We start from the raw sequence: 17929 nt of genomic DNA, 5'->3' as shown, positions 1-17929 counted from the left end.
GTCAGGGCACCAGCCAACCGGCAGGTCACTGCGGGCCGGGCCGGATGGTGGGAACGCGGGGCCGGTCGTGGACCACGGCGAGGGGGCAGGGCGCCTGGTACAGCATGGTCCGGCTGGTCGACCCGAGGAGCAGGCCCCGGAACGCCCCGCGGCCGTGTGCCCCGACGACCAGGAGCTCCGCGCCTTCACCCGCCCGCATCAGCGCGCCGGCGGGCGCACCGAGATCGACGGTCAGCCGCACATCCGTCTCCGGATACCTGCGCCGCCAGCCGGCCATCACCCGGGACAGCAGTTGCTGCGCCGCATCGCACCTGGCACCCAGATCGAAGTACCCAGGCAGCCTGCCGCCGAGCATCGGGTCAACCGGCAGCTGATAGGCGTGCACCGCGGTGACGCCGGTCCGCAACGTCACGGCCTGCTCGAACGCGAACGCCGTCGCCGCCTCTGAAGCCGCGGAACCGTCGACGCCGACGACGACCCGGCCCTCGTTCGCGCCGGTGCCGCCCCGGCGCTTGTGCACGACCACGACGGGACACGCCGCGTGCTCGGCGATCTCGGCCGCGGTTGAGCCGGCCAGCAACGTGCCCGGCCCGCCCGCCTGGCGTCCGCCGACCACGATCATCGCGGCGCGCCCGGCCATGGCCAGCAGCGTCGGTATCGGCCGGCCCCCGACGGTGCTGCTGGTGACGGCAAGGTCGGGGCAGGCCTTGGCGGCCACGGTGGCCGCGTTCGCCAGCAGTCGTTCTGCGTGCCGTGCGGGCCGCGGCGCACAGACGACCGGCATCCAGAAGCCCGGCAACGGGAAGACCAGCGTCGGTCCGTCGCACGCGTGCAACAGGTGCAGCGGCCGCCCGTGGCGGCCGGCGTCGCCCGCGGCCCAGTGAACCGCCCGGTCACTCTCGGCGGACCCGTCCACGCCGACAACGGCCGCTCCGGTCTCCGGCCGCGGGCGCACCATCTGGCTGATCGACATCATCACGGCTCTCTCCACGCCACCCTCTCAGGTGTCGCTTTCCCGAGACCCGGAGTTTCACACCTCAGCCTCCGGCGTGCCGAGGATGGCGGCGATGGCCGGGCGGAGGTGCTCGGTGATGGTGTCGGGATCGGCGGCGTCGAGCTCGTCGAGCCGCAGGACGTAGCGGCCGATGATGGTGCCGAGGATGAGGGCGCCGACGAGGCTGGCGCGCAGCTGCGGGTTGTCGGTGGTGATGACGGTGGCGGCGGCGCGTTGCTGGGCGGTGATGGTGCTTCGCACGTCCTGCGCCGACTCGGGGTGGGTGAACATGGAGCGGACCTGGGCGAGCAGCTCGACCGGCTCGTGGGCGAGCTTGTCGTGCAGGGTCGCGAGCAGGTGGTCGGGCAGGGTGTCCGGCGTGACCGGTGGCAGGTCGGAGGCCGGTTCGCCGGGGGACCGCACGGCGTGCGCGTAGAGGTTGTCCTTGCTGCCGTAGTGCCGCATGACGAGGCCCGGATCCGTGTCGGCGGCGGCGGCGACGGCGCGGATGGTCGTGCGGTCGTAGCCGCGCTCCGCGAAGATCCTGCGGGCGGCGTCCAGGATGCGGGCCTCGGTCTGGCGTCGTTGCTCGGCGCGGCTGGTCACGGTTTCAGTCTACGGGTGTTGACCGAGTGGGGCGACCGCGGCTATCGTCGTTTCAGTCAACAAGCGTAGACTGAAATGGAGTGCAGTCATGATCGCCACCCTGCTGCTCATGTTCTTCGCCGGGGTCTTTGCCGCCAACGCGGTGCCGCACTTCGTCAAGGGCATCACCCGCGAGCGGTTCCCCACCCCGTTCGGCGGTTCCCCGGTCGTCAACGTGACCGCCGGCTGGTTCATGTTCCTTATCGCCGCCGCCCTCGTTGGCTTCGCCGATCTGGGCCGCCACACCGTCGCGTCGGTCGCGTCGGCTGCCGTCGGTGTCCTGCTGATGTCCCTGTTCCATGCCCGCATCGGCGCCTTCGGCCGGCAGTGATCACCATGTGGCGTTGACGTATGCGAGCAATGACTCGTATTCTCGACTCAAATACGAGTAAAAGCTCGTGTATGGTTCGAGGGGGAGATCATCGTGCGCAAACCGAGGTGGGTCGTCGCCGCCGGGATCGTTCTCGCGGTGCTCGCCGGAGTCTTCGGCGGCGGTGCGATCGACGCACTGTCGCTCAACCGGTTCGAGGCGCCCGGCTCCGAATCGGTGCGGGCCCGCGAGGCCCTCGCCGGCCAACACCACACCGGCGTGCCCAACCTGGCGCTGCTGGTCACCGCGCAGCACGGCACGGTCGACGACGACGAGGTCAAGGCCGCCGGGCGCGCGCTCACCGAGGAACTCTCCTCCTACCCGGGCGTCGGTGACGCCTGGTCGTACTGGACCCGCGGCAACCCGGCGACACTGCGCAGCGAAGACGGCCGGCGGGCGATGGTGCTGGCGTGGGTGCCCGGTGACGCCAACCAGGTGCGCCGCGAGGTCCTGCCCGAGCTGGCGCCGCACTTCTCCCGGGACGGCGGCGCGGTGCGGGTGGAGGTCGGCGGCGGCGACGAGGTCTTCCGGTCGGTCATGGCGCAGGCCCGGACCGACTTCGTCCGCGCCGAGCTGATCATCCTGCCGATGGTGCTGCTGCTGTTGTGGTGGGTGTACCGCCGCATCTCCGCCGCACTCGTCACGCTCGGCGTCGGCGTGTTCTCGGTCCTCGGGTCGCTCGCGCTCATCCGGCTCGTGACCACGTTCACCGAGGTGTCGACGTTCGCCTCGAACATCGCGCTCGTCATGGGCATCGGCCTCGGCGTCGACTACGGGCTGTTCATCACCTTCCGGTTCCGCGAGGAGTTGCGCCGCCAGCCGACGGCGGCCGCGGCAGCGTCCCGGACGGTCCGCACCGCCGGCCGCACCGTGCTGTTCAGCGGGGCCACCGTCGCCGCGTCGCTCGCGGTGCTGTTCGCGTTCCCGTTCCCGTTCCTGGCCTCGTTCGCCTACGCAGGGGTGGCCGTCGTGCTGGCCGCGGTGGCCGGGTCGGTGCTGGTGCTGCCCGCAGCGCTGGCGCTGCTCGGTCACCGGGTCCAGCGCCCGGTGCCGCCGAAGGCTCCGGAGGACACCTTCTGGTATCGCATGGCCGGCCGGGTCATGCGCCGCCCGGTGCTGTCCGGCACCGCCGCGCTCGCCGTCCTGCTCCTGCTCGGCGCGCCGTTCCTGCAGGTGCGGTTCGGCCTGCCGGACGACCGCGTGCTGCCCTCCTCGGCGCCGGTGCGGCAGATGTACGAACGTATCCGCGAGGACTTCGCCCAGGAGGAGGCCGACGCCGTGCTGGTGGTCGCTCCGGACGGCGACGACGCGGCCGCAGGACCGTACGCGGCGGCGCTGTCCCGCCTCGACGGCGTGGTCAGGGTGGACTCGGCCGCGGGCTCCTTCGCCGGTGGCAACCCGGTCGCCGGGCCGATCGGGATCCGCTACGCCGGTCCCGGGACGTGGCTGACCGTCGTGCCCTCGACCGATCGGCTCGAGGCGGACGCCGTCGGCTTCGTGGGCCAGGTCCGGGCCGTCGCCGCGCCATTCGACGTGCTGGTCGGCGGCTACCCCGCCGAGCTGACGGATTACCGAGACGGGGTCACCGATCGGCTGCCGCTGATCGCCGGCCTCATCGTGCTCGTGACGTTCGTCGTGCTGTTCCTCATGACCGGCAGCGTCGTCGCACCCTTGAAGGCGTCGGTGCTCAACGTCCTGAGCCTCTCCGTCATGTTCGGCGCGCTCGTCTTCGTCTTCCAGCAAGGCCATCTGGCGGGCCTGCTGGGGTTCACCCCGACCGGGTCCATCGAACCGAGCATCCCGATCCTCATGTTCTGCGTCGCCTACGGCCTGTCGATGGACTACGAGGTCTTCCTCCTGGCCCGTATCAAGGAGGACTACGACCGCACGGGCGACGCGCTGCGGGCCGTGCCTGCCGGTATTGCGCGCAGCGCGCCGCTGGTCACAGCGGCGGCCTTCATCCTCGCCGCGTCGTTCGCCACGTACGCGAGCGGCCAGGTCGTGTTCCTCAAACAGCTCGGCATCGGCATGGCCCTGGCCGTCATCGTCGACGCCACGATCATCCGCGGCGTGCTCATGCCGGCGTTCATGCGGCTGGCCGGCACAGCGAACTGGTGGGCACCCGGGCCGCTGCGACGCCTGCACCGGCGGATCGGCCTGTCCGAGGAGCCGGCCGAGCGGCCGTCCGCCGAACTGGCACCCGTCCCGTGAGCCTTCTGTACTCCCCGCGCCCGGGCGGCCGACGCTCTGGTAACTTGCGAGCTTGGGTTGGGCGGGGAGGTGACGTTGCCACCGAAGCGGCAGGCTCGCGGCGAGCGGCGGATGACCGAGATCCTCGACGCCGCCGGCCAGGTCTTTGCCGAGGCCGGCTACGAGAAGGCGACGACGAACGCGATCGCCGCCGCAGCCGGCATCTCACCCGGCTCGCTGTATCAGTTCTTCGGCAACAAGGAAGCGATCGCGGTCGCGCTCGCCGAGCGCTTCGTCGAGCAGATGCGCGAGGCGCACACGGCCGCGCTCGCCGGTCTCGACGTGTCCACGATGGACTGGCGGGACGTGCTGGACCGCACCGTGGACCCGATCGTCGCGTTCAACGTGGCCAACCCGGGCTTCAAGGCGCTCTTCGCCCGGCCGGACATGCCCCCGGGGCTGGCTGCCGCCGCCGCGCCGATCCAGGCCGCGTTGCTGGGCCGCGTGGAAGCGGTCATCGCGGCGAAGGTGCCCGACCTGCCGGCCGCCGACCGCACCCGCACCGCCCGCGTGGCGATCCAGGTGTTCCAGGCGATGCTGCCGATGCTGCTCGCCGCGCCGCCGGATGAGCGGCCGGTGGTGGTCGGGGAGATCAAGAAGGTCCTGCACGGGTACCTCGCTGCGCTCTGACCGCCGTCTACTCCGGCTCGGTCCAGCGCACCACGGCCTCGGTGCGGCTGCGCACGTGCAGCTTGGCGAAGACGTGGTTCAGGTGGTTCTTCACCGTCTTCTCGGTGAGCAGCAGCTGCCGCGCGATCGCCGCGTTCGACAGCCCCTGGCACAGCAGGCCCATCACGTCGGACTCCCGGTCGGTGAGGCCGAACCGGGATCGCGCCAGCAGCCGCCGCTGCGCATGCCGGTGCTGGACACGGTCGCGGTCGACCTGGTCGCGGACCACCGACGCGGCCACGGACGCGGCGACCGGCGACAGCCAGCCACGTCCCCTGGCCACCTCGTGCACCGCGCGCAGCAGTTCGAGCGGGTCGAACTCGCCGTGCACGAGGTAGCCGCGGGCGCCGTGGTGCAGCATCCCGCGGATCAGCTCGGGATGATCGTCGCTGGTGAGCACGAGCACGGTGGAGTACTGCGACAGCCGGCCGATGACCGACAGTCCGTCCGCGATCGGCATGCGATGGTCCAGCAGCGTGACGTCCGGCCTGAGGCGGCGGGCCGCGTCCAGAGCTTCCCGGCCGTTGGTCGCCTCCGCAAGGACCCGCACGGCGTCATCGCCGGCCAGGATGCCACCGACGGCCGCCCGCACGATCGGGTTGTCGTCGACGACCAGCACCCCGACCGTCACCTGGCACTCACCGGCCTGCGGTCAACCAGGCCGGCGCCGATCGGCACGTGCACCGACACGGTGCTGCCGGCCCCGGGCACGGACTCCAGGCGCAGCCGCCCGCCGACCATCCGGGCCCGCTCGGCCATGCCGACGATGCCGAAATGGCTCGCGGACTGGAGCCTGGACAGGTCCGTCGGCACGGTGAACCCCACCCCGTCGTCGGTGACCTCCAGCAGCACGCCCCGCCGGGTCGCGGCGAGCCGGACCACGACCCGCCGGGCGTGCGCGTGCCGGGCCACGTTGGCCAGGGCCTCCCGTAGGATACGGGTCAGCTCGTAACACACCATCACCGGCGGTTCGACGGTGTCCAGCTCGGCGCGGACCGGCAGCCCCGCCGCGGCGCCCCACGCCCGGCAGACCTCGTCCACGGCCGCGGTGAAGCTGCGGTCCGTCACGTCGAAGCGCATCTCCTCCAGCAGCTCCCGTGCCTGCCGGGCGGCCGCGGTTGCGCCGGCCGCGACCGTGCCGGCCAGGTGCTCGGCCAGGGCCGGCTGGCGGCGCAGGGACGCCGGCAGCGCGAGCGCGGCCAGCGACACCCCGCGCAGCGTCTTGGCCACCGAGTCGTGCAGCTCCCGCGCCAGCCGGGCCCGCTCCGACGCCGCGGCCGTGCGTTGCGCCTGCACCAGCAGGTGCGTGGACAGCTCGAGGTGGCGGGCCAGGGCCGTGGTCGCCACCACCGCGCCGAGCCCGGCGAGCGCCCCGGCCATCGGGAACGCGACGACGAACGCGGCGATGTCCGCCGGCGGGGCGCTGCGGCGCAGCACCTCGGCCGTGACCGTGAAACTCACCGCGGCGTGCGCGACCCACACCGGCAGGGCCCGCATGCCGAGCACCACGCCGGCCAGGGCGCCGGCGCCGGCCGCGAAGCAGAAGTAGGCGATGCCGCCGCGGCTCACCACGAGGACCGCGAACACCAGCACGAAGTCGGCGGCGACGACGGCGGCGGGCCGGGCGACGAGCCCGGGCCAGCGGGCCAGCGCGCCCAGCTGCGCGACGGTGGCGGCGGCGACCAGGACCAGCACCGCGACGACCCGGCTGCGGTCCTCGACCAGCAGCAGCCCGGCGGCCGCCGCGCTCATGGTGGCCGCGGCACGCGCGATCAGCACCGCCCGGCCCAACGCCGCGGCGGCGATCTCACGGCCCGCCGACATCACGGACTCATCACGGACTGGAACGGTACTTGCCGGTTCGCTGCCGCCGCATTCGCACCCGCCGTGCTTAATCCGGATTTGAGTCCCAGTTGATCAGCGCCTAACTCAACTGACCGTGACGACGTCGATGTCGGGCGCCGGGGTCTCGTCGTTGAACAGCGTCAGCCGCAGGGCACCGGCCGGCAGGTCGGCGGTGAACTGGAAGGACCTGGGCGTCGTCCACTCCGAGCCGGTCACCTGGAAGGTGCGCGCCGGCGCCCCGTTGACGCTGACCTTCACGGAGCGCGGGCCGTCCACCTCGTACCCGACCGTCACGGTCCGTGACCCGCCGGTGGGCAGCACGGTCCGGACCACGAGCGTGCAGGTGAAGCACAGGTACCGGACCCGCTGACCGCCGTGACAGGTCGGACACGCGGTCACGGCCGCACCGCCGGTGAGCAGGTTGCCCGGGTCCTCTGCCTCGATCACGATCGGCGTGAACACCGCCTGCGCGCTGCCGGTTGCCGCCGGCACGCGGGTCCCGCTCGTTGCCGGCGTCGTGGGCAGGGCCGGCGTCGTGGACGGGGGAGCCGAGCTCCGGTCGGGCGCGATCAGCGGTGGCACCAGCACCGTCGCGGCCGCCATCCCGGCAGCCACCACCGTCACCCCGGCCCACTGGCCCCACCGGCTACGGTCGGTCACCGGCGCTCCTCGTCCTTCCCGCGTTCATGGCCCGTCGACCCTATGCCATCAAGGCCGGACACCACGACGGCACCGCCGCCCGACGCGCACCCGCAGTGACTGCGGCGGCGTCGAGCGGCGGTGTACCGCGCCCTGTGGGGGTCAGGGCAGGAGGTAGTTCTCGTTCAGCACGTACGGCGCCGGTTGCTGGTCGTCACGGCCGTCGTGACCGCGCGGGTCGCACTGCCGGGCCGCCACGATGCAGCCCTGCACCATCGCGGCGAGGGTCCGGTCGTCCCACGCGTTCATGAAGTCGTAGTGGAACGTGGGACCGGCACCGCTGCTGAAGCGGACCTTCGACATGTCGCCGTTCACCGGCCACGCCATCTTGAACTCGAGCTTCGGCACGGCGACCGGGTGGCTGTCGGGGCAGACCCAGCCGGAGGCGGTGTGGCTGTCGACGGGGTACACGATGTGGCTCTGGTGGTCGGGGGAGTCCAGGTGCAGCCCGTCCCAGCAGCTCGGCGCCTGGTACCGGATGTTGAGCTTGACGTCCCGCGCGGCCGAGCAGGTCGCCGGGATGTTCTTGTTCTTGTAGCTGTCACCGCACTCGAAGCCCTCCTCGGTCGCGGCGAGGAACTTGTCGGCGTCGGTGTTCTTGGCGTTGCCGACGACGAACCGCAGGCCCTTCGGGAACGGCCGCACGCTGCGGTAGTCGGTGACGCCCGCCTTGTAGTAGATGACCTGCAGGCCCTCGGGGTTGACCGCGGTGTCGCCGTTGAACAGCGTCGGCATCCAGTACGCGGACAGGTCACCCTTGGCCTTGCACGTCGTCTGCCCCTGGGTCAGCGACTCGATCGTCGTGGCCGCGTTCGTCGTGGTGTTGCCCATGAACGTGTGCAGGTGCGCGGCGCCGGGCAGGCCGGGGAACACGATCGGGTCGTCGCCGAGGTTGGTCCGGCTGACCGAGCAGTTCGCCTGGAACTCGTGGAACCCGCCCTTGTTCGGCGGCACCTCGTGCGAGGCCTTCACGTTCGTGACGGGGTTCGGCGCGTCGATCCAGCCGCCGGCGGTGCCGCCGGTGCTCGTCCCGCCGCTGGTGCTGCCGGTCGGATTCGCCGGCGGGCTCGCCGGCGGGTTCACGGTAGCGGTCGCCGGTCCGGACCCCGCCGCCGCGTACACCTGGAACTCCCACAGCGAGAAGCCGTACCCCGACGACCGTTTGGTGCCGTACATCCGCACGTACCGGCCGAGGCCGCTCACCGGCAGGTTCTGCACGCCGCCGGCGCCGGTCGTGGTGCTGTACACCGCCCGCCAGTTCGTGCCGTCGACGGAGACCTGCACCTCGAACGCGGTGGCGTGGGCCCGTTCCCAGTTCAGCACGACCCGGCCGATCGCCACCGGCGCGCCGAGGTCGATCTGCACCCACTGCGGGTCGCTGAACGCGCTCGACCAGCGGGTCTTGGGGTCGCCGTCGGTGACGGCCTTGGCCGGGTAGCCCTGCCCCTCCAGGGACGACGCGGTCGCCGGCTTGCCCTGCGACAGCGGCTTGTCTTCGGCGCTGGCCAGGTGCAACGGCCCGGTCGCGAACCAGCCGAGGAACCCGACGAGCGCGACCGCGATCCCGGCCAGGATGAACAGCCGCGACCGCGGGAGGCGTCGCAGCGACACGGTTCCGGATCTCATCAAGAAGACTCCTGTGGTGATGTTCCGCCGCCGGTACGGGCGGCACAGCACCTGGACGCTAACCGCGCGCCCGCCCGCGCACCTGAGCCCAAAGACCCAGACGGGGCCCAGATGCGGCGAGGCGTGTTCATGCGTCGACGGGATCACGAGCGTCAAGGAGTTCGTCCCAGTGGTCCGCTGTCCACTCATAGACAACGTTGAGGGCGCCGAGCAGGCTCCGGCCGAGCGGCGTCAGCTCGTAGGTGACGGCGCGGCCAGCCGTAGCGCGTGATACGAAGCCGTCGCGTTCCAGCATGCGCAGAGCGCGGGTGAGTTCCTTGGGGCTTATCCGGTGGAGCACGACGCGCAGTTCGCTGAACCGGAGGGGCGCCGCTTCCAGCAACCGCATCACAAGTGGCGCCCACCTGTGATCCATCCGTACCGGCAGGAACGAGGAAGGGCATAGATCGTCGAACAGATCAGGCTTCAGGCGGCGCATAGCTCGAGGATAGATACCCGATTGGTTACCACGACCTGGCCTATGGTCGGCGCCATGTTGAAGATCGTTGTTTTCGGAGCGGGTGGCAAGGCCGGTGGCGCCGCTGTTGTCGAGGCGAGGGCACGCGGCCATGAGGTCACGCCGCTGGTGCGGTCCGCGGCGGATGTCACGGATCCTGCGGCCGTGGCAGCAGGGGCGGCGGGTCACGACGTGGCAATCGCGGCGGTGGCTGACGCCACCGCCGATCCCGCTGTGTTCTTCCGCGCGGCGGCTGAGAGCCTCGTCGCGGGATTGAAGGATGCGGGGGTGAACCGTCTCGTCTGGGTCGGCATCGCGTCGCTGCTGCCCAACGCGAGTGGCGTGCCCGTCATGGACACGGCCGGTTTCCCACCTGAGTTTCAGCCGTTCTCGCTTGCCCACCGCGCGGCCCTGGACATCATCCGTCGTTCCGACCTCGAGTGGGTCGCGGTCAGCCCATCGGGCAACTTCGACCTTGAGGGCGAGCCCGCCGGCGCGTACCGTCTGGCGCTCGGCGATCTGGCAGAGCACATCACCTACGCCGATCACGCGCGCGCCTTGATCGATGAGGCCGAGCGGGCCCAGTTCCGTCAAACGCACGTCGGGGTGGCGAACTAGCCACTGGATGCGCCGGCCGTCGCTGTCCACCGCCTGGACGGCTACCACGGGCGATCGAACACGCGATGACACCGGGGCGCAGCAGAAAGGTCCTGTTCAAGCTCGCCTGGCGCCCGGCGCGATCGCTGATGGGGCGAGCCGGGCGCCGGGACGTCAGGTGGCCAGGTAGCGGTAGCGGCCTCGGTGGGGGCGGCCCCACCATCGGGACGCGGGACAGCTGGATCGATATGGATCATTGCGCGCAATAGCGTCCGGATATGAGATTCCTCAGGTACATCACGATCGTCGGGCTGATGTTGGTGGCGGGCGCGTCGAGCGCCGCAGTGGCCGGCGCGCAGCCGGCCCCGGGGTGAACACGACGGGCGTGGGGAGGTTGTGCGGGACCCAGATCCCGGCCGGCCGGGAATCGTGGCGCGCCGGCCGCATGATGCGGTGCCGGCGGGGCATACGACGACGACGTAGCGCGCCGCTGATCCGGGGGATCCCATGTCGCAGCTCCTCGTCACGTCGTACGGCGATCCGCGCGGGTCGGTGTCGCTGGACCGGGCGGTTCCCGTGGTGCTGGGGGCCGACGACATCCTGGTCGAGATGGAGGCCGCGCCGGTCAACCCGTCGGACCTCCTGCTCGTCCGGGGTGATTACGGAGTGCGGCCGTCGCTGCCGAGCCCGCTCGGCGGCGAGGGGGTCGGGCGGGTGATCGACGCCGGCGGGGACGCGGGCCGGCAGCTGGTCGGGCGGAGGGTGGTCGTCCTGCCCAACTACGAGCAGGGCACCTGGGCGGACCAGGTGGCGATGCCGTGCCGCAACGTCGTGCCGATCCGGGACGACGGCGACCCGCTGCAACTCGCGATGCTGCCGATCAACCCGGCGACCGCGTACCTGCTGCTGCACAGGTTCGCCGAGCTCGTCCCCGGCGACTGGGTCGGCCTGAACGCCGCAAACTCCGCCGTCGGCCTGTGCGTCATCGCCCTCGCCCGGCTGCGGGGCCTCAAGACGCTCAACGTCGTGCGGCGCGAGGCCGCGGCCCAGACGGTGCGTGCGGCCGGCGGAGACCGCGTGATCGTCGCCGGGGACGACCTGCCCGCGCAGATCGCCGACGCGCTGGACGGCGCGCAGCTCGGCCTGGCGCTGGACGCCACGGCCGGCCCGGTCGTCGCCGACCTCGCCGCGGCGCTCAGGTTCCGCGGCACGGTCGTCAGCTACGCCTACGTGACCGACGCACCCCCGGCCGTCCGCGCCCACGACGTCATCTTCAACGAGGTGACACACACCGGGTTCTGGCTGCTCAACTGGCTGCGTCACGCCCCACGCACCGAGATCGAGCAGACCTACCGCACGCTCAACGACCTCGTCGCCGGCGGCGAGCTGGCCGTCCCGGTCGACGCGGTCTACCGCCTGGACGACTACCGCGAGGCGATCGAACACGCGATGACACCGGAACGCAGCGGAAAGGTCCTGTTCACGTTCGCCTGACGTCAGCCCCGACCGGCGGTCATGCCGGTCGGGGCTGCCAGGTTCCGTCGAGCGGGACGCCGGCGGCTGCGGCGATCCGGTTGCGCGATGCCACCAGCCGCATCCTGAGCGTCGGCAGGTCCACGTCGAGCAGCCGGCCGTCGCGTTTGACCACGCGGCCGGCGACGAGCACCGTGTCGACCAGGCCGGGATGGCCGGCGGTGACGATTGTGCCGGCCGGGTTGTTGGCCGGGAACACGGTCAGGTCGTCGGTGCGCAACAGGACCAGGTCGGCGTCCTTGCCGGGCGTGACACTGCCGGTCCGCGCGGCGAGCCCGCAGGCCCGGGCGCCGTCGACGGTGGCGAACTCCAGCACGTCGCGGGCGTTCAAGCCGCCGTCCAGGCCGCGTTGCACCGTGTAGGCGGTGCGCATGGTGGCGAACATGTCGCCGCCGGCCGACGGCGCGTCGTCGGTGGACAGCGACGGGCGCAGGCCGGCGGCGAGCATCCGGCCGGTCTCGGGCCAGCCGATGCCCATCCGCAGCTCGACGTCCGGGCTGATCGACACCGAACTGCCGGCCTGCGCGAGCATCCGCAGCTGGTCGTCGTCGATGCCGTTGGCGTGCACGAAGGTGGTGGTGTCGGACAGCAGGCCGTGCTGGAGGAGTTCGGCGATCGGGCGGCCGCCGGCACCCCCGGACTCGATGTGCACACTGGTCCGCAGCCCGAGCTCCGCTGCCAGTTCCAGGTCCTGCGCAACTGTGTCCATGGTGGTCATCTCCGGGCCGCGCAGACCCAACGCCATGGTGACCAGGCCGCCTCCGGGCAGCGCAGACCGGACGCGGCGGACCTCGGCGTCGATGGGGTCGGTGGTGCGGAACCCGGCGCCGTAGCAGAAGATCGACCGCCCGGGTGCGTCCCGCAGGGCGGCGACGGCGGCGTCGGCGTGCGCTGGGCTCTGTCCGCAGTGGAACCAGTCCAGCATCGTCGTGACACCGCAGTGCAGGGCTTCCAGCCGGCCGAGCAGGTTGCCCAGATAGACGTCCTCGGGCCGGTACTGCGGCTTCAACGTGCCGTGGACCGCCGCCAGGTACTGCGCGAACGTCCAGTCCGCGCCGACGCCGCGGAACGCGCTCTGCCAGGTGTGCCGGTGGGTGTCGACGAAGCCGGGCAGCACGATCCGGTCGGTCGCGTCGATCACCTCGGCGTCCGGCGCGTCGATCCGCTCGGCCACCTCGACGATCACGCCGTCATCGAGCAGCACGTCGCCGCGGTCGAGATCGCCGACGGCCGGGTCCATGCTGACCACGGCGCCGCCGGTGACAAGGATCCTCATCGGGTCAGTTCCTTCCACGAGGCCACCGCGTCGGCGGCGGCGAGCACGTCGGCGACGAGGTCTGCCGTGTCCTCGGTGCCGGCGGCCAACCGGACCAGGCCCTGCGCGACCCCGGAGGCGGCGATCTGCTCGTCGCTGAGCATCCCGCGCCACATCGCCGCCGGGTGCACGGCCAGGGACTCCACGCCGCCGAGGCTGGCCGACCGGCGGGCGTAGCGCAGCCGGCCGAGGAACGCGTCGGCCGCCGCGAAACCGCCGGTGAGCTCGACGGCGAGTACTCCGCCGCATCCGCTCATCTGGCTGTGCGCCAACGCGCGCTGCGGGTGGGTCGCCAGGCCGGGGTAGTGCACCCGGGCTACGGCCGGGTGGTCGTTCAGCGCCCCAGCGAGCGCCTGGCCGTTGGCGTTGTGCCGGGACATGCGCAGCGGCAGGGTACGCAGGCCGCGCAGCAGCAGCCACGCGTCGAACGGGCCGAGCGTGGCGCCGGTGAGCAGGGCGACGTCCCAGATCCGGCCCAGGAGCGCCTCCGGTCCCGCGATGACCCCGGCGGACACGTCGGAATGGCCGTTGAGGTACTTGGTCGCGCTGTGCCAGACCAGGTCGATGCCGAGGTCGGCCGGCCGCTGGTTCAACGGGGTGGCGAACGTGTTGTCCGCCATCGTCAGCACCCCGTGTGCGCGGGCCAGTTCCGATACCGCCCGTAGGTCAGTGACCTGCAGTAGCGGGTTGCTCGGCGACTCCACCAGCAGCAAGCGGGTCTGCGGGGTCAGGGCCTTCTCGAACGCCGCCGGGTCGGTCTGGTCCACCTGGGTCGTCGAGACACCGAGCCGCGGCAGCAGATTCAACAGCACCGACGCCGTGCCCCCGTAGGTGGACCGCTGCCCGATCACGTGGTCACCGGCGGACACCAGGGCCAGCACGGCCGTGGTGAGCGCGGCCATCCCGGACGCGGTGACCATCGCCGCCTCGGTGTGTTCCAGTTCGGCGATCACCGCGGCGACCTGTGCATGGTTCGGGTTCCCGTAGCGGGTGTAGAAGTCCTTGCCTCGCCGGTCGACGGCGGCCCGCGCGAACTGATCAGCGTCCTCGGCCCAGAACGCCGCCGTCTGATAGATCGGCGGCGCCACCGCGCGGCTGGGATGGACGTCGCGATCGGCGTGCACCGCGACCGTGCTGCTGCCCGACATGGTTTCCTTTCCCGTGCACCTCTGCTGGCGCCACAAGCTTGGTCGCCAGGCCGACCGGCACAAGCCGATCGCGGCAACTTTGGCAGCAAATAGCGCTCGGAACCGGGTCCATAGGGGTGGTAAGCGGCCTCGAGGCGCAATAATCTGCCAACGTGGACGATGTCGATCGCGCGATACTCGCCGTGCTTGAGAAGGACGGACGGATCAACAACGCCGACCTGGCGGCCCGGGTCGGCCTGTCACCGTCGCCGTGCCTGCGTCGCGTGCGCCGGCTGGAGGACACCGGGGTGATCCGCGGCTACCGGGCGCTGATCGACCCGGCCGCGGTGGGCCGCAGCCTGCGGGTGTTCGTCGGTGTCCGGCTGGCCCGCCACGCCCGCGCGGACGTGGCCGCGTTCGAACGCGCGGTCCTCCGGCTGCCGGAGGTGGTGCACACCCACCACGTCACCGGCAACTTCGACTACCTGCTCCACGTCGAGGTCGCCGACCTGTCCGCCTACGAGGACTTCCACGCCAACCGCCTGGCCGGCCTGCCCGGCGTCGCCGCGGTGACCAGCTACGTCACGATGAAGACACTCCCCACCGGCCCTGCCGCCAGGTAGCCGTAGCGGCCACGGTGGGGACGGCCCCACCGCCGGGACGCTGGGCAGCTGGATCGAAGCGGATCGTTGCGCGTCATAGCGTCCGGGTATGAGATTCCTCAGGTACATCACGATCATCGGGCTGGTATCGGTGGCGGGCGCGTCGAGCGCCGCGGTCGCCGGTGCGCAGCCGGCAAAGGGTGAACACGACGGGCGCGGGGAGGTCGTGGCGGTGCAGCCGCTGCGCGGGCTCGACGCTGGCGCCGTACGGGACACGCTCGCCGAGGCGCAGTTCGGCACGGGTGACGTCCGGTTCGGCGTCGACACGTACCAGGTCCTGTACCGCACGATCGACGCGCGGCGCCGCCCGACGGTCGCCAGCGGCCTGCTGGCCCTGCCCCGCAACGGCGAGCGGCAGTTGCGGGTCGTGTCGTACGCGCACGGCACGGAGCTCAACCGGACCGACGCGCCGTCGATGTGGCGCGACGGCTGGGCGGTGGCACCGGCGTTGACGTACGCGTCGGCCGGGTTCGCCGCCGTCGCACCGGACTACCTCGGCATGGGGCTCGGGCCCGGCCCGCACCCGTACCTCGACGTCACGACCGAGGCGTCGGCGTCGCTGGACCTGCTGCGCGCCGCCAGGACGGTCGCCGCCGGGCAGCAGCGCGTCCTGCGGCGGGAGGTGTATGCGACCGGCTTCTCGCAGGGCGCCAGCGCGGCGACCGCGCTCGGCCGGGCCCTCGAACGCGGCGACGACGGCTGGTTCCGGCTCGGCGCCCTCGCCCCGGTGTCCGGCGCGTTCGACCTGCGCGGCGCCGAGCTGCCCGCGCTGCTCGGCGGGACCGTGCCGCCCCCGTACAACGTCGGCTACACCGCGTACCTGGTCGTGGCGTGGAACCGGCTGCACGGGCTGTACCAGCGGCCGGAGGAGTTCTTCGCCGCACCGTACGCCGCGAAGGTCGAAACCCTCTACGACGGCGTGCACACCGGCGAGGACCTGGCCGCGACGCTCCCCGGCACGGTGGAGGAGCTGTTCACGCCGCGCGGGCTGGCGATGCTGCGCGAACCGTCGGGGCCGTTCGCGGCCGCGCTGGCCGAGCACGACGCCTCCTGCGACGGCATCCGGGCCCCGGCCCGGCTGCTCGTGGACCGCACCGACGAGCAGGTGCCGGCCGCCAGCAGCGCCTACTGCGCGGCCCGCCTGCGCTCCGGTGCCGTCGTGGACCTGGGCACGCATCCGTACTTCGGCTCGGCGCATCTCGGCTCGAACGTCACGGGTGCGGCGGCGGCCGTGGCCTGGTTCCGGCAGCTCGGCTGACCGGAACCGCCACCTGGAACGGGGCAGCGGCGCGGTCGTAGGCTCGGCGGGTGGACCGCCGACCGTTGCAGAACCGCGTCCTGCCCACCGGGGACATCGTCGCCGACCCGGCCCGCGGGACGCTGATGGGCAACCGGGGTTGCCTGCACGGCGCCGGCCGGGTGCTCGGCGCCGCCCGGTGGCGGTCCAAGCTCTGGATCTGCTGCACGCTGACCTGGAAGGACGTCCGCCGGGACCCGATGCCGCCGGGCCGCTGGACGGCGTTGTTCTTCCTCGACGAGGCGACGGCCCTGGCGGCCGGGCATCGGCCGTGCGCCTACTGCCGGCGGGCCGAGTTCCTTGCCTACGCCGAGGCGTGGCGCAGCGCGGAACGGCTCGCGCGGCGGCCGTGGGCGCGGGACATGGACGCGCGCCTGCACGGTGAGCGCGTCGAGCCGGGGACCCGCCGGCAGGTGACCCGGCCGGCCCGGTGCGGCGACCTGCCCGACGGTGCGATGGTCCGGCACGACGGCACCGTCGGGCTCGTCTCGCAGCGGCGGTTCCTGCCGTGGGCCAGCACCGGGTACGGCCCGCCGCGTACTCTGCCGGACCGGGTCGAGCTGCTCACCCCGCCGGCGTCGGTGGCGGTGCTCCGGGCCGGGTACCGCGCCGCGCTCCACCCGAGTGCGGTCCAGCCGTAGCGGACGTGATCAGGCGGGTTCGACGCCGTACCGCAGTGCGAGGTCGATGAGGCCGTCAACCAATGTCTTCGCCAGGCCGTTGTGCTCCAGCGGCATCGGGCCGTTGCTCTTCCCGGGGGATCCCCACGGCGCGAAATCCGTGTCGATCAGCTCCAGCACGCCGCCGCTGCGCTGCGGGAGGTGTCCGTAGCCGCGGATGCTGAAGCTGTGGACGACACCGGTCGCGGTCAGCACGTATCCGTTGGCGTTGAAGCTGTACGAGTTCGAGCTCTGCGTGTCCGGGTCGTTGAACTCGTGGGTGTGCAGCGAGAACGCCCATCCTTCGGCGACCTCCGGGAAGGTCTCGGTGATGACCTCCCGGAACATCCGCTTGGAGACCACCCGGACGCGCTGCAGGATCCGCAGGTCCGGTGGTACCCCCTTGGCGGTGAGCGCGGCCGCGATGTGCGACGCACCCTGCGCCAGCGCCCGCTCGTGCCCCTGCTGCTCGAGGTCCTGCTGCCGCTGGGCCTCCGCTCGGATGCGTTCGGCGGCGTCGCGCTGCTGCCTCGCGGCACCGAACCGCGACGCGAAGTCGTCCACGCGCATTCCCTTTCTCGAAGGCCAGTGCCTCCCATCGAAGCAGCAGCGCCGTTCGCGGTGCTTCGCCTGGACGGCCGATACAGCGTCCGCTCATCGGCGGCCCCTCTGGCGTGATCCAGCTCGGCTGTCTTATAGTCCTACTGTCGTAGGACAACAGAGAGGGTCGCCGCCGGTGATCGAGTTCGTGCTGGACGGCCGGTCGAAGGTCAACACCTATGTGCAGCTCGTCCAGCAGGTCAAACAGGCGCTGCGGGTCGGGTTGCTGGTGCCCGGGGACCGGTTGCCGAAGGTGCGGGACGTCGCGCAGTCGCTGGCGATCAATCCGAACACGGTCCTGAAGGCCTACCGCGAGCTGGAGATCGAGGGGCTCGCCGAGGGACGGCCCGGGGTCGGCACGTTCGTCACCCGCACCCTCGCCGGCGACTCGCTCGCCAACCAGGCCGATCTGCGTGCCGAGCTGCTCGGGTGGCTGCGCAAGGCGCAGGCAGCCGGGCTGAGCGACGAGGACGTCACCGCCCTGGTCGACACGACGATCCGCGCCGCACGACAGGCCGACGCCCTGCAGGAAGAGCCGGCATGAG

Annotated in this window: 19 protein-coding genes; 9 read left to right on the top strand and 10 right to left on the bottom strand. The window is 72.0% G+C overall.

The annotated features are described in order from the left end of the window. Positions 1-25: 25 nt before the first annotated feature. Positions 26-991 (bottom strand): universal stress protein, encoded by a 966-nt coding sequence (locus tag ACFPIJ_RS26490; RefSeq protein ID WP_380118359.1) that lies wholly within the window; start codon positions 989-991, stop codon positions 26-28. A 39-nt stretch (positions 992-1030) separates the two neighbouring features. Next, a complete protein-coding gene (locus tag ACFPIJ_RS26485; RefSeq protein ID WP_380118357.1) occupies positions 1031-1600 on the bottom strand; it encodes a TetR/AcrR family transcriptional regulator in 570 nt (189 codons plus the stop codon). An 88-nt stretch (positions 1601-1688) separates the two neighbouring features. On the opposite strand from ACFPIJ_RS26485, the gene ACFPIJ_RS26480 reads away from it, so the two are divergent. The 3 genes from ACFPIJ_RS26480 (at position 1689) to ACFPIJ_RS26470 (ending at position 4889) form a co-directional block, all read left to right on the top strand. Next, the gene (locus ACFPIJ_RS26480) at positions 1689-1970 is read left to right on the top strand and encodes a hypothetical protein (RefSeq protein ID WP_380118355.1); all 282 of its coding nucleotides are present in this window, start codon (positions 1689-1691) and stop codon (positions 1968-1970) included. 93 nt (positions 1971-2063) lie between these two features. Then, positions 2064-4220 (top strand): MMPL family transporter, encoded by a 2157-nt coding sequence (locus ACFPIJ_RS26475; RefSeq protein ID WP_380118353.1) that lies wholly within the window; start codon positions 2064-2066, stop codon positions 4218-4220. Positions 4221-4331: 111 nt separating this feature from the next. Continuing rightward, the gene (locus ACFPIJ_RS26470; RefSeq protein ID WP_380118351.1) at positions 4332-4889 is read left to right on the top strand and encodes a TetR family transcriptional regulator; all 558 of its coding nucleotides are present in this window, start codon (positions 4332-4334) and stop codon (positions 4887-4889) included. A gap of 7 nt (positions 4890-4896) precedes the next feature. On the opposite strand, the gene ACFPIJ_RS26465 is transcribed toward ACFPIJ_RS26470, so the two are convergent. The 5 genes from ACFPIJ_RS26465 to ACFPIJ_RS26445 form a co-directional block, all read right to left on the bottom strand. Then, positions 4897-5559 (bottom strand): LuxR C-terminal-related transcriptional regulator, encoded by a 663-nt coding sequence (locus ACFPIJ_RS26465; protein ID WP_380118348.1) that lies wholly within the window; start codon positions 5557-5559, stop codon positions 4897-4899. Then, positions 5556-6752, bottom strand: coding sequence for a sensor histidine kinase (locus ACFPIJ_RS26460; RefSeq protein ID WP_380118346.1), 1197 nt, complete (start codon positions 6750-6752; stop codon positions 5556-5558). Before ACFPIJ_RS26460 ends, ACFPIJ_RS26465 begins: the two co-directional genes overlap by 4 nt. Positions 6753-6857: 105 nt before the next feature. Beyond that, entirely contained in the window at positions 6858-7433 is a 576-nt protein-coding gene (locus ACFPIJ_RS26455; protein WP_380118344.1) for a carbohydrate-binding protein, read from the bottom strand. A gap of 141 nt (positions 7434-7574) precedes the next feature. Then, a complete protein-coding gene (locus tag ACFPIJ_RS26450) occupies positions 7575-9098 on the bottom strand; it encodes a DUF1996 domain-containing protein (RefSeq protein WP_380118341.1) in 1524 nt (507 codons plus the stop codon). Between the two features lie 127 nt (positions 9099-9225). Continuing rightward, positions 9226-9576, bottom strand: a complete 351-nt coding sequence (locus ACFPIJ_RS26445) for a winged helix-turn-helix transcriptional regulator (protein ID WP_380118338.1) — start codon at positions 9574-9576, stop codon at positions 9226-9228. Positions 9577-9630: 54 nt separating this feature from the next. Between ACFPIJ_RS26445 and ACFPIJ_RS26440 the strand changes: the two genes are divergently transcribed. Continuing rightward, positions 9631-10212: an NAD(P)-dependent oxidoreductase gene (locus ACFPIJ_RS26440; RefSeq protein ID WP_380118336.1), complete on the top strand. Its 582-nt coding sequence runs from the start codon at positions 9631-9633 to the stop codon at positions 10210-10212. A 486-nt stretch (positions 10213-10698) separates the two neighbouring features. After that, positions 10699-11685, top strand: coding sequence for a zinc-dependent alcohol dehydrogenase family protein (locus ACFPIJ_RS26435; RefSeq protein ID WP_380118334.1), 987 nt, complete (start codon positions 10699-10701; stop codon positions 11683-11685). 19 nt (positions 11686-11704) lie between these two features. Here the strand turns inward: ACFPIJ_RS26435 and ACFPIJ_RS26430 are convergent, their stop codons facing one another. Both ACFPIJ_RS26430 and ACFPIJ_RS26425 read right to left on the bottom strand, forming a co-directional pair. Continuing rightward, positions 11705-13000, bottom strand: a complete 1296-nt coding sequence (locus tag ACFPIJ_RS26430) for an amidohydrolase family protein (protein WP_380118331.1) — start codon at positions 12998-13000, stop codon at positions 11705-11707. After that, complete coding sequence (locus tag ACFPIJ_RS26425; RefSeq protein WP_380118329.1) at positions 12997-14187, bottom strand: trans-sulfuration enzyme family protein; 1191 nt, start codon at positions 14185-14187, stop codon at positions 12997-12999. Before ACFPIJ_RS26425 ends, ACFPIJ_RS26430 begins: the two co-directional genes overlap by 4 nt. Positions 14188-14339: 152 nt before the next feature. Here ACFPIJ_RS26425 and ACFPIJ_RS26420 point away from each other — a divergent pair, with 152 nt between their 5' ends. The 3 genes from ACFPIJ_RS26420 (at position 14340) to ACFPIJ_RS26410 (ending at position 16766) form a co-directional block, all read left to right on the top strand. Then, positions 14340-14789: an Lrp/AsnC family transcriptional regulator gene (locus tag ACFPIJ_RS26420; protein WP_380118326.1), complete on the top strand. Its 450-nt coding sequence runs from the start codon at positions 14340-14342 to the stop codon at positions 14787-14789. Positions 14790-14877: 88 nt separating this feature from the next. Further along, the gene (locus ACFPIJ_RS26415; RefSeq protein WP_380118324.1) at positions 14878-16086 is read left to right on the top strand and encodes an alpha/beta hydrolase family protein; all 1209 of its coding nucleotides are present in this window, start codon (positions 14878-14880) and stop codon (positions 16084-16086) included. A gap of 50 nt (positions 16087-16136) precedes the next feature. After that, positions 16137-16766 (top strand): hypothetical protein, encoded by a 630-nt coding sequence (locus ACFPIJ_RS26410; RefSeq protein WP_380118322.1) that lies wholly within the window; start codon positions 16137-16139, stop codon positions 16764-16766. A gap of 9 nt (positions 16767-16775) precedes the next feature. On the opposite strand, the gene ACFPIJ_RS26405 is transcribed toward ACFPIJ_RS26410, so the two are convergent. Continuing rightward, positions 16776-17348, bottom strand: coding sequence for a hypothetical protein (locus ACFPIJ_RS26405; protein WP_380118319.1), 573 nt, complete (start codon positions 17346-17348; stop codon positions 16776-16778). 172 nt (positions 17349-17520) lie between these two features. Here ACFPIJ_RS26405 and ACFPIJ_RS26400 point away from each other — a divergent pair, with 172 nt between their 5' ends. Further along, positions 17521-17928, top strand: coding sequence for a GntR family transcriptional regulator (locus ACFPIJ_RS26400; protein WP_380118317.1), 408 nt, complete (start codon positions 17521-17523; stop codon positions 17926-17928). Position 17929 lies beyond the last annotated feature (1 nt).

The sequence above is a fragment of the Dactylosporangium cerinum genome, assembly GCF_042653625.1.
In the GTDB taxonomy this organism is placed as follows: Bacteria; Actinomycetota; Actinomycetes; order Mycobacteriales; family Micromonosporaceae; genus Dactylosporangium; species Dactylosporangium cerinum.
The sequence above is the reverse complement of the archived record's forward strand: the minus strand, read 5'-3'. Positions and strand labels throughout refer to the sequence as shown.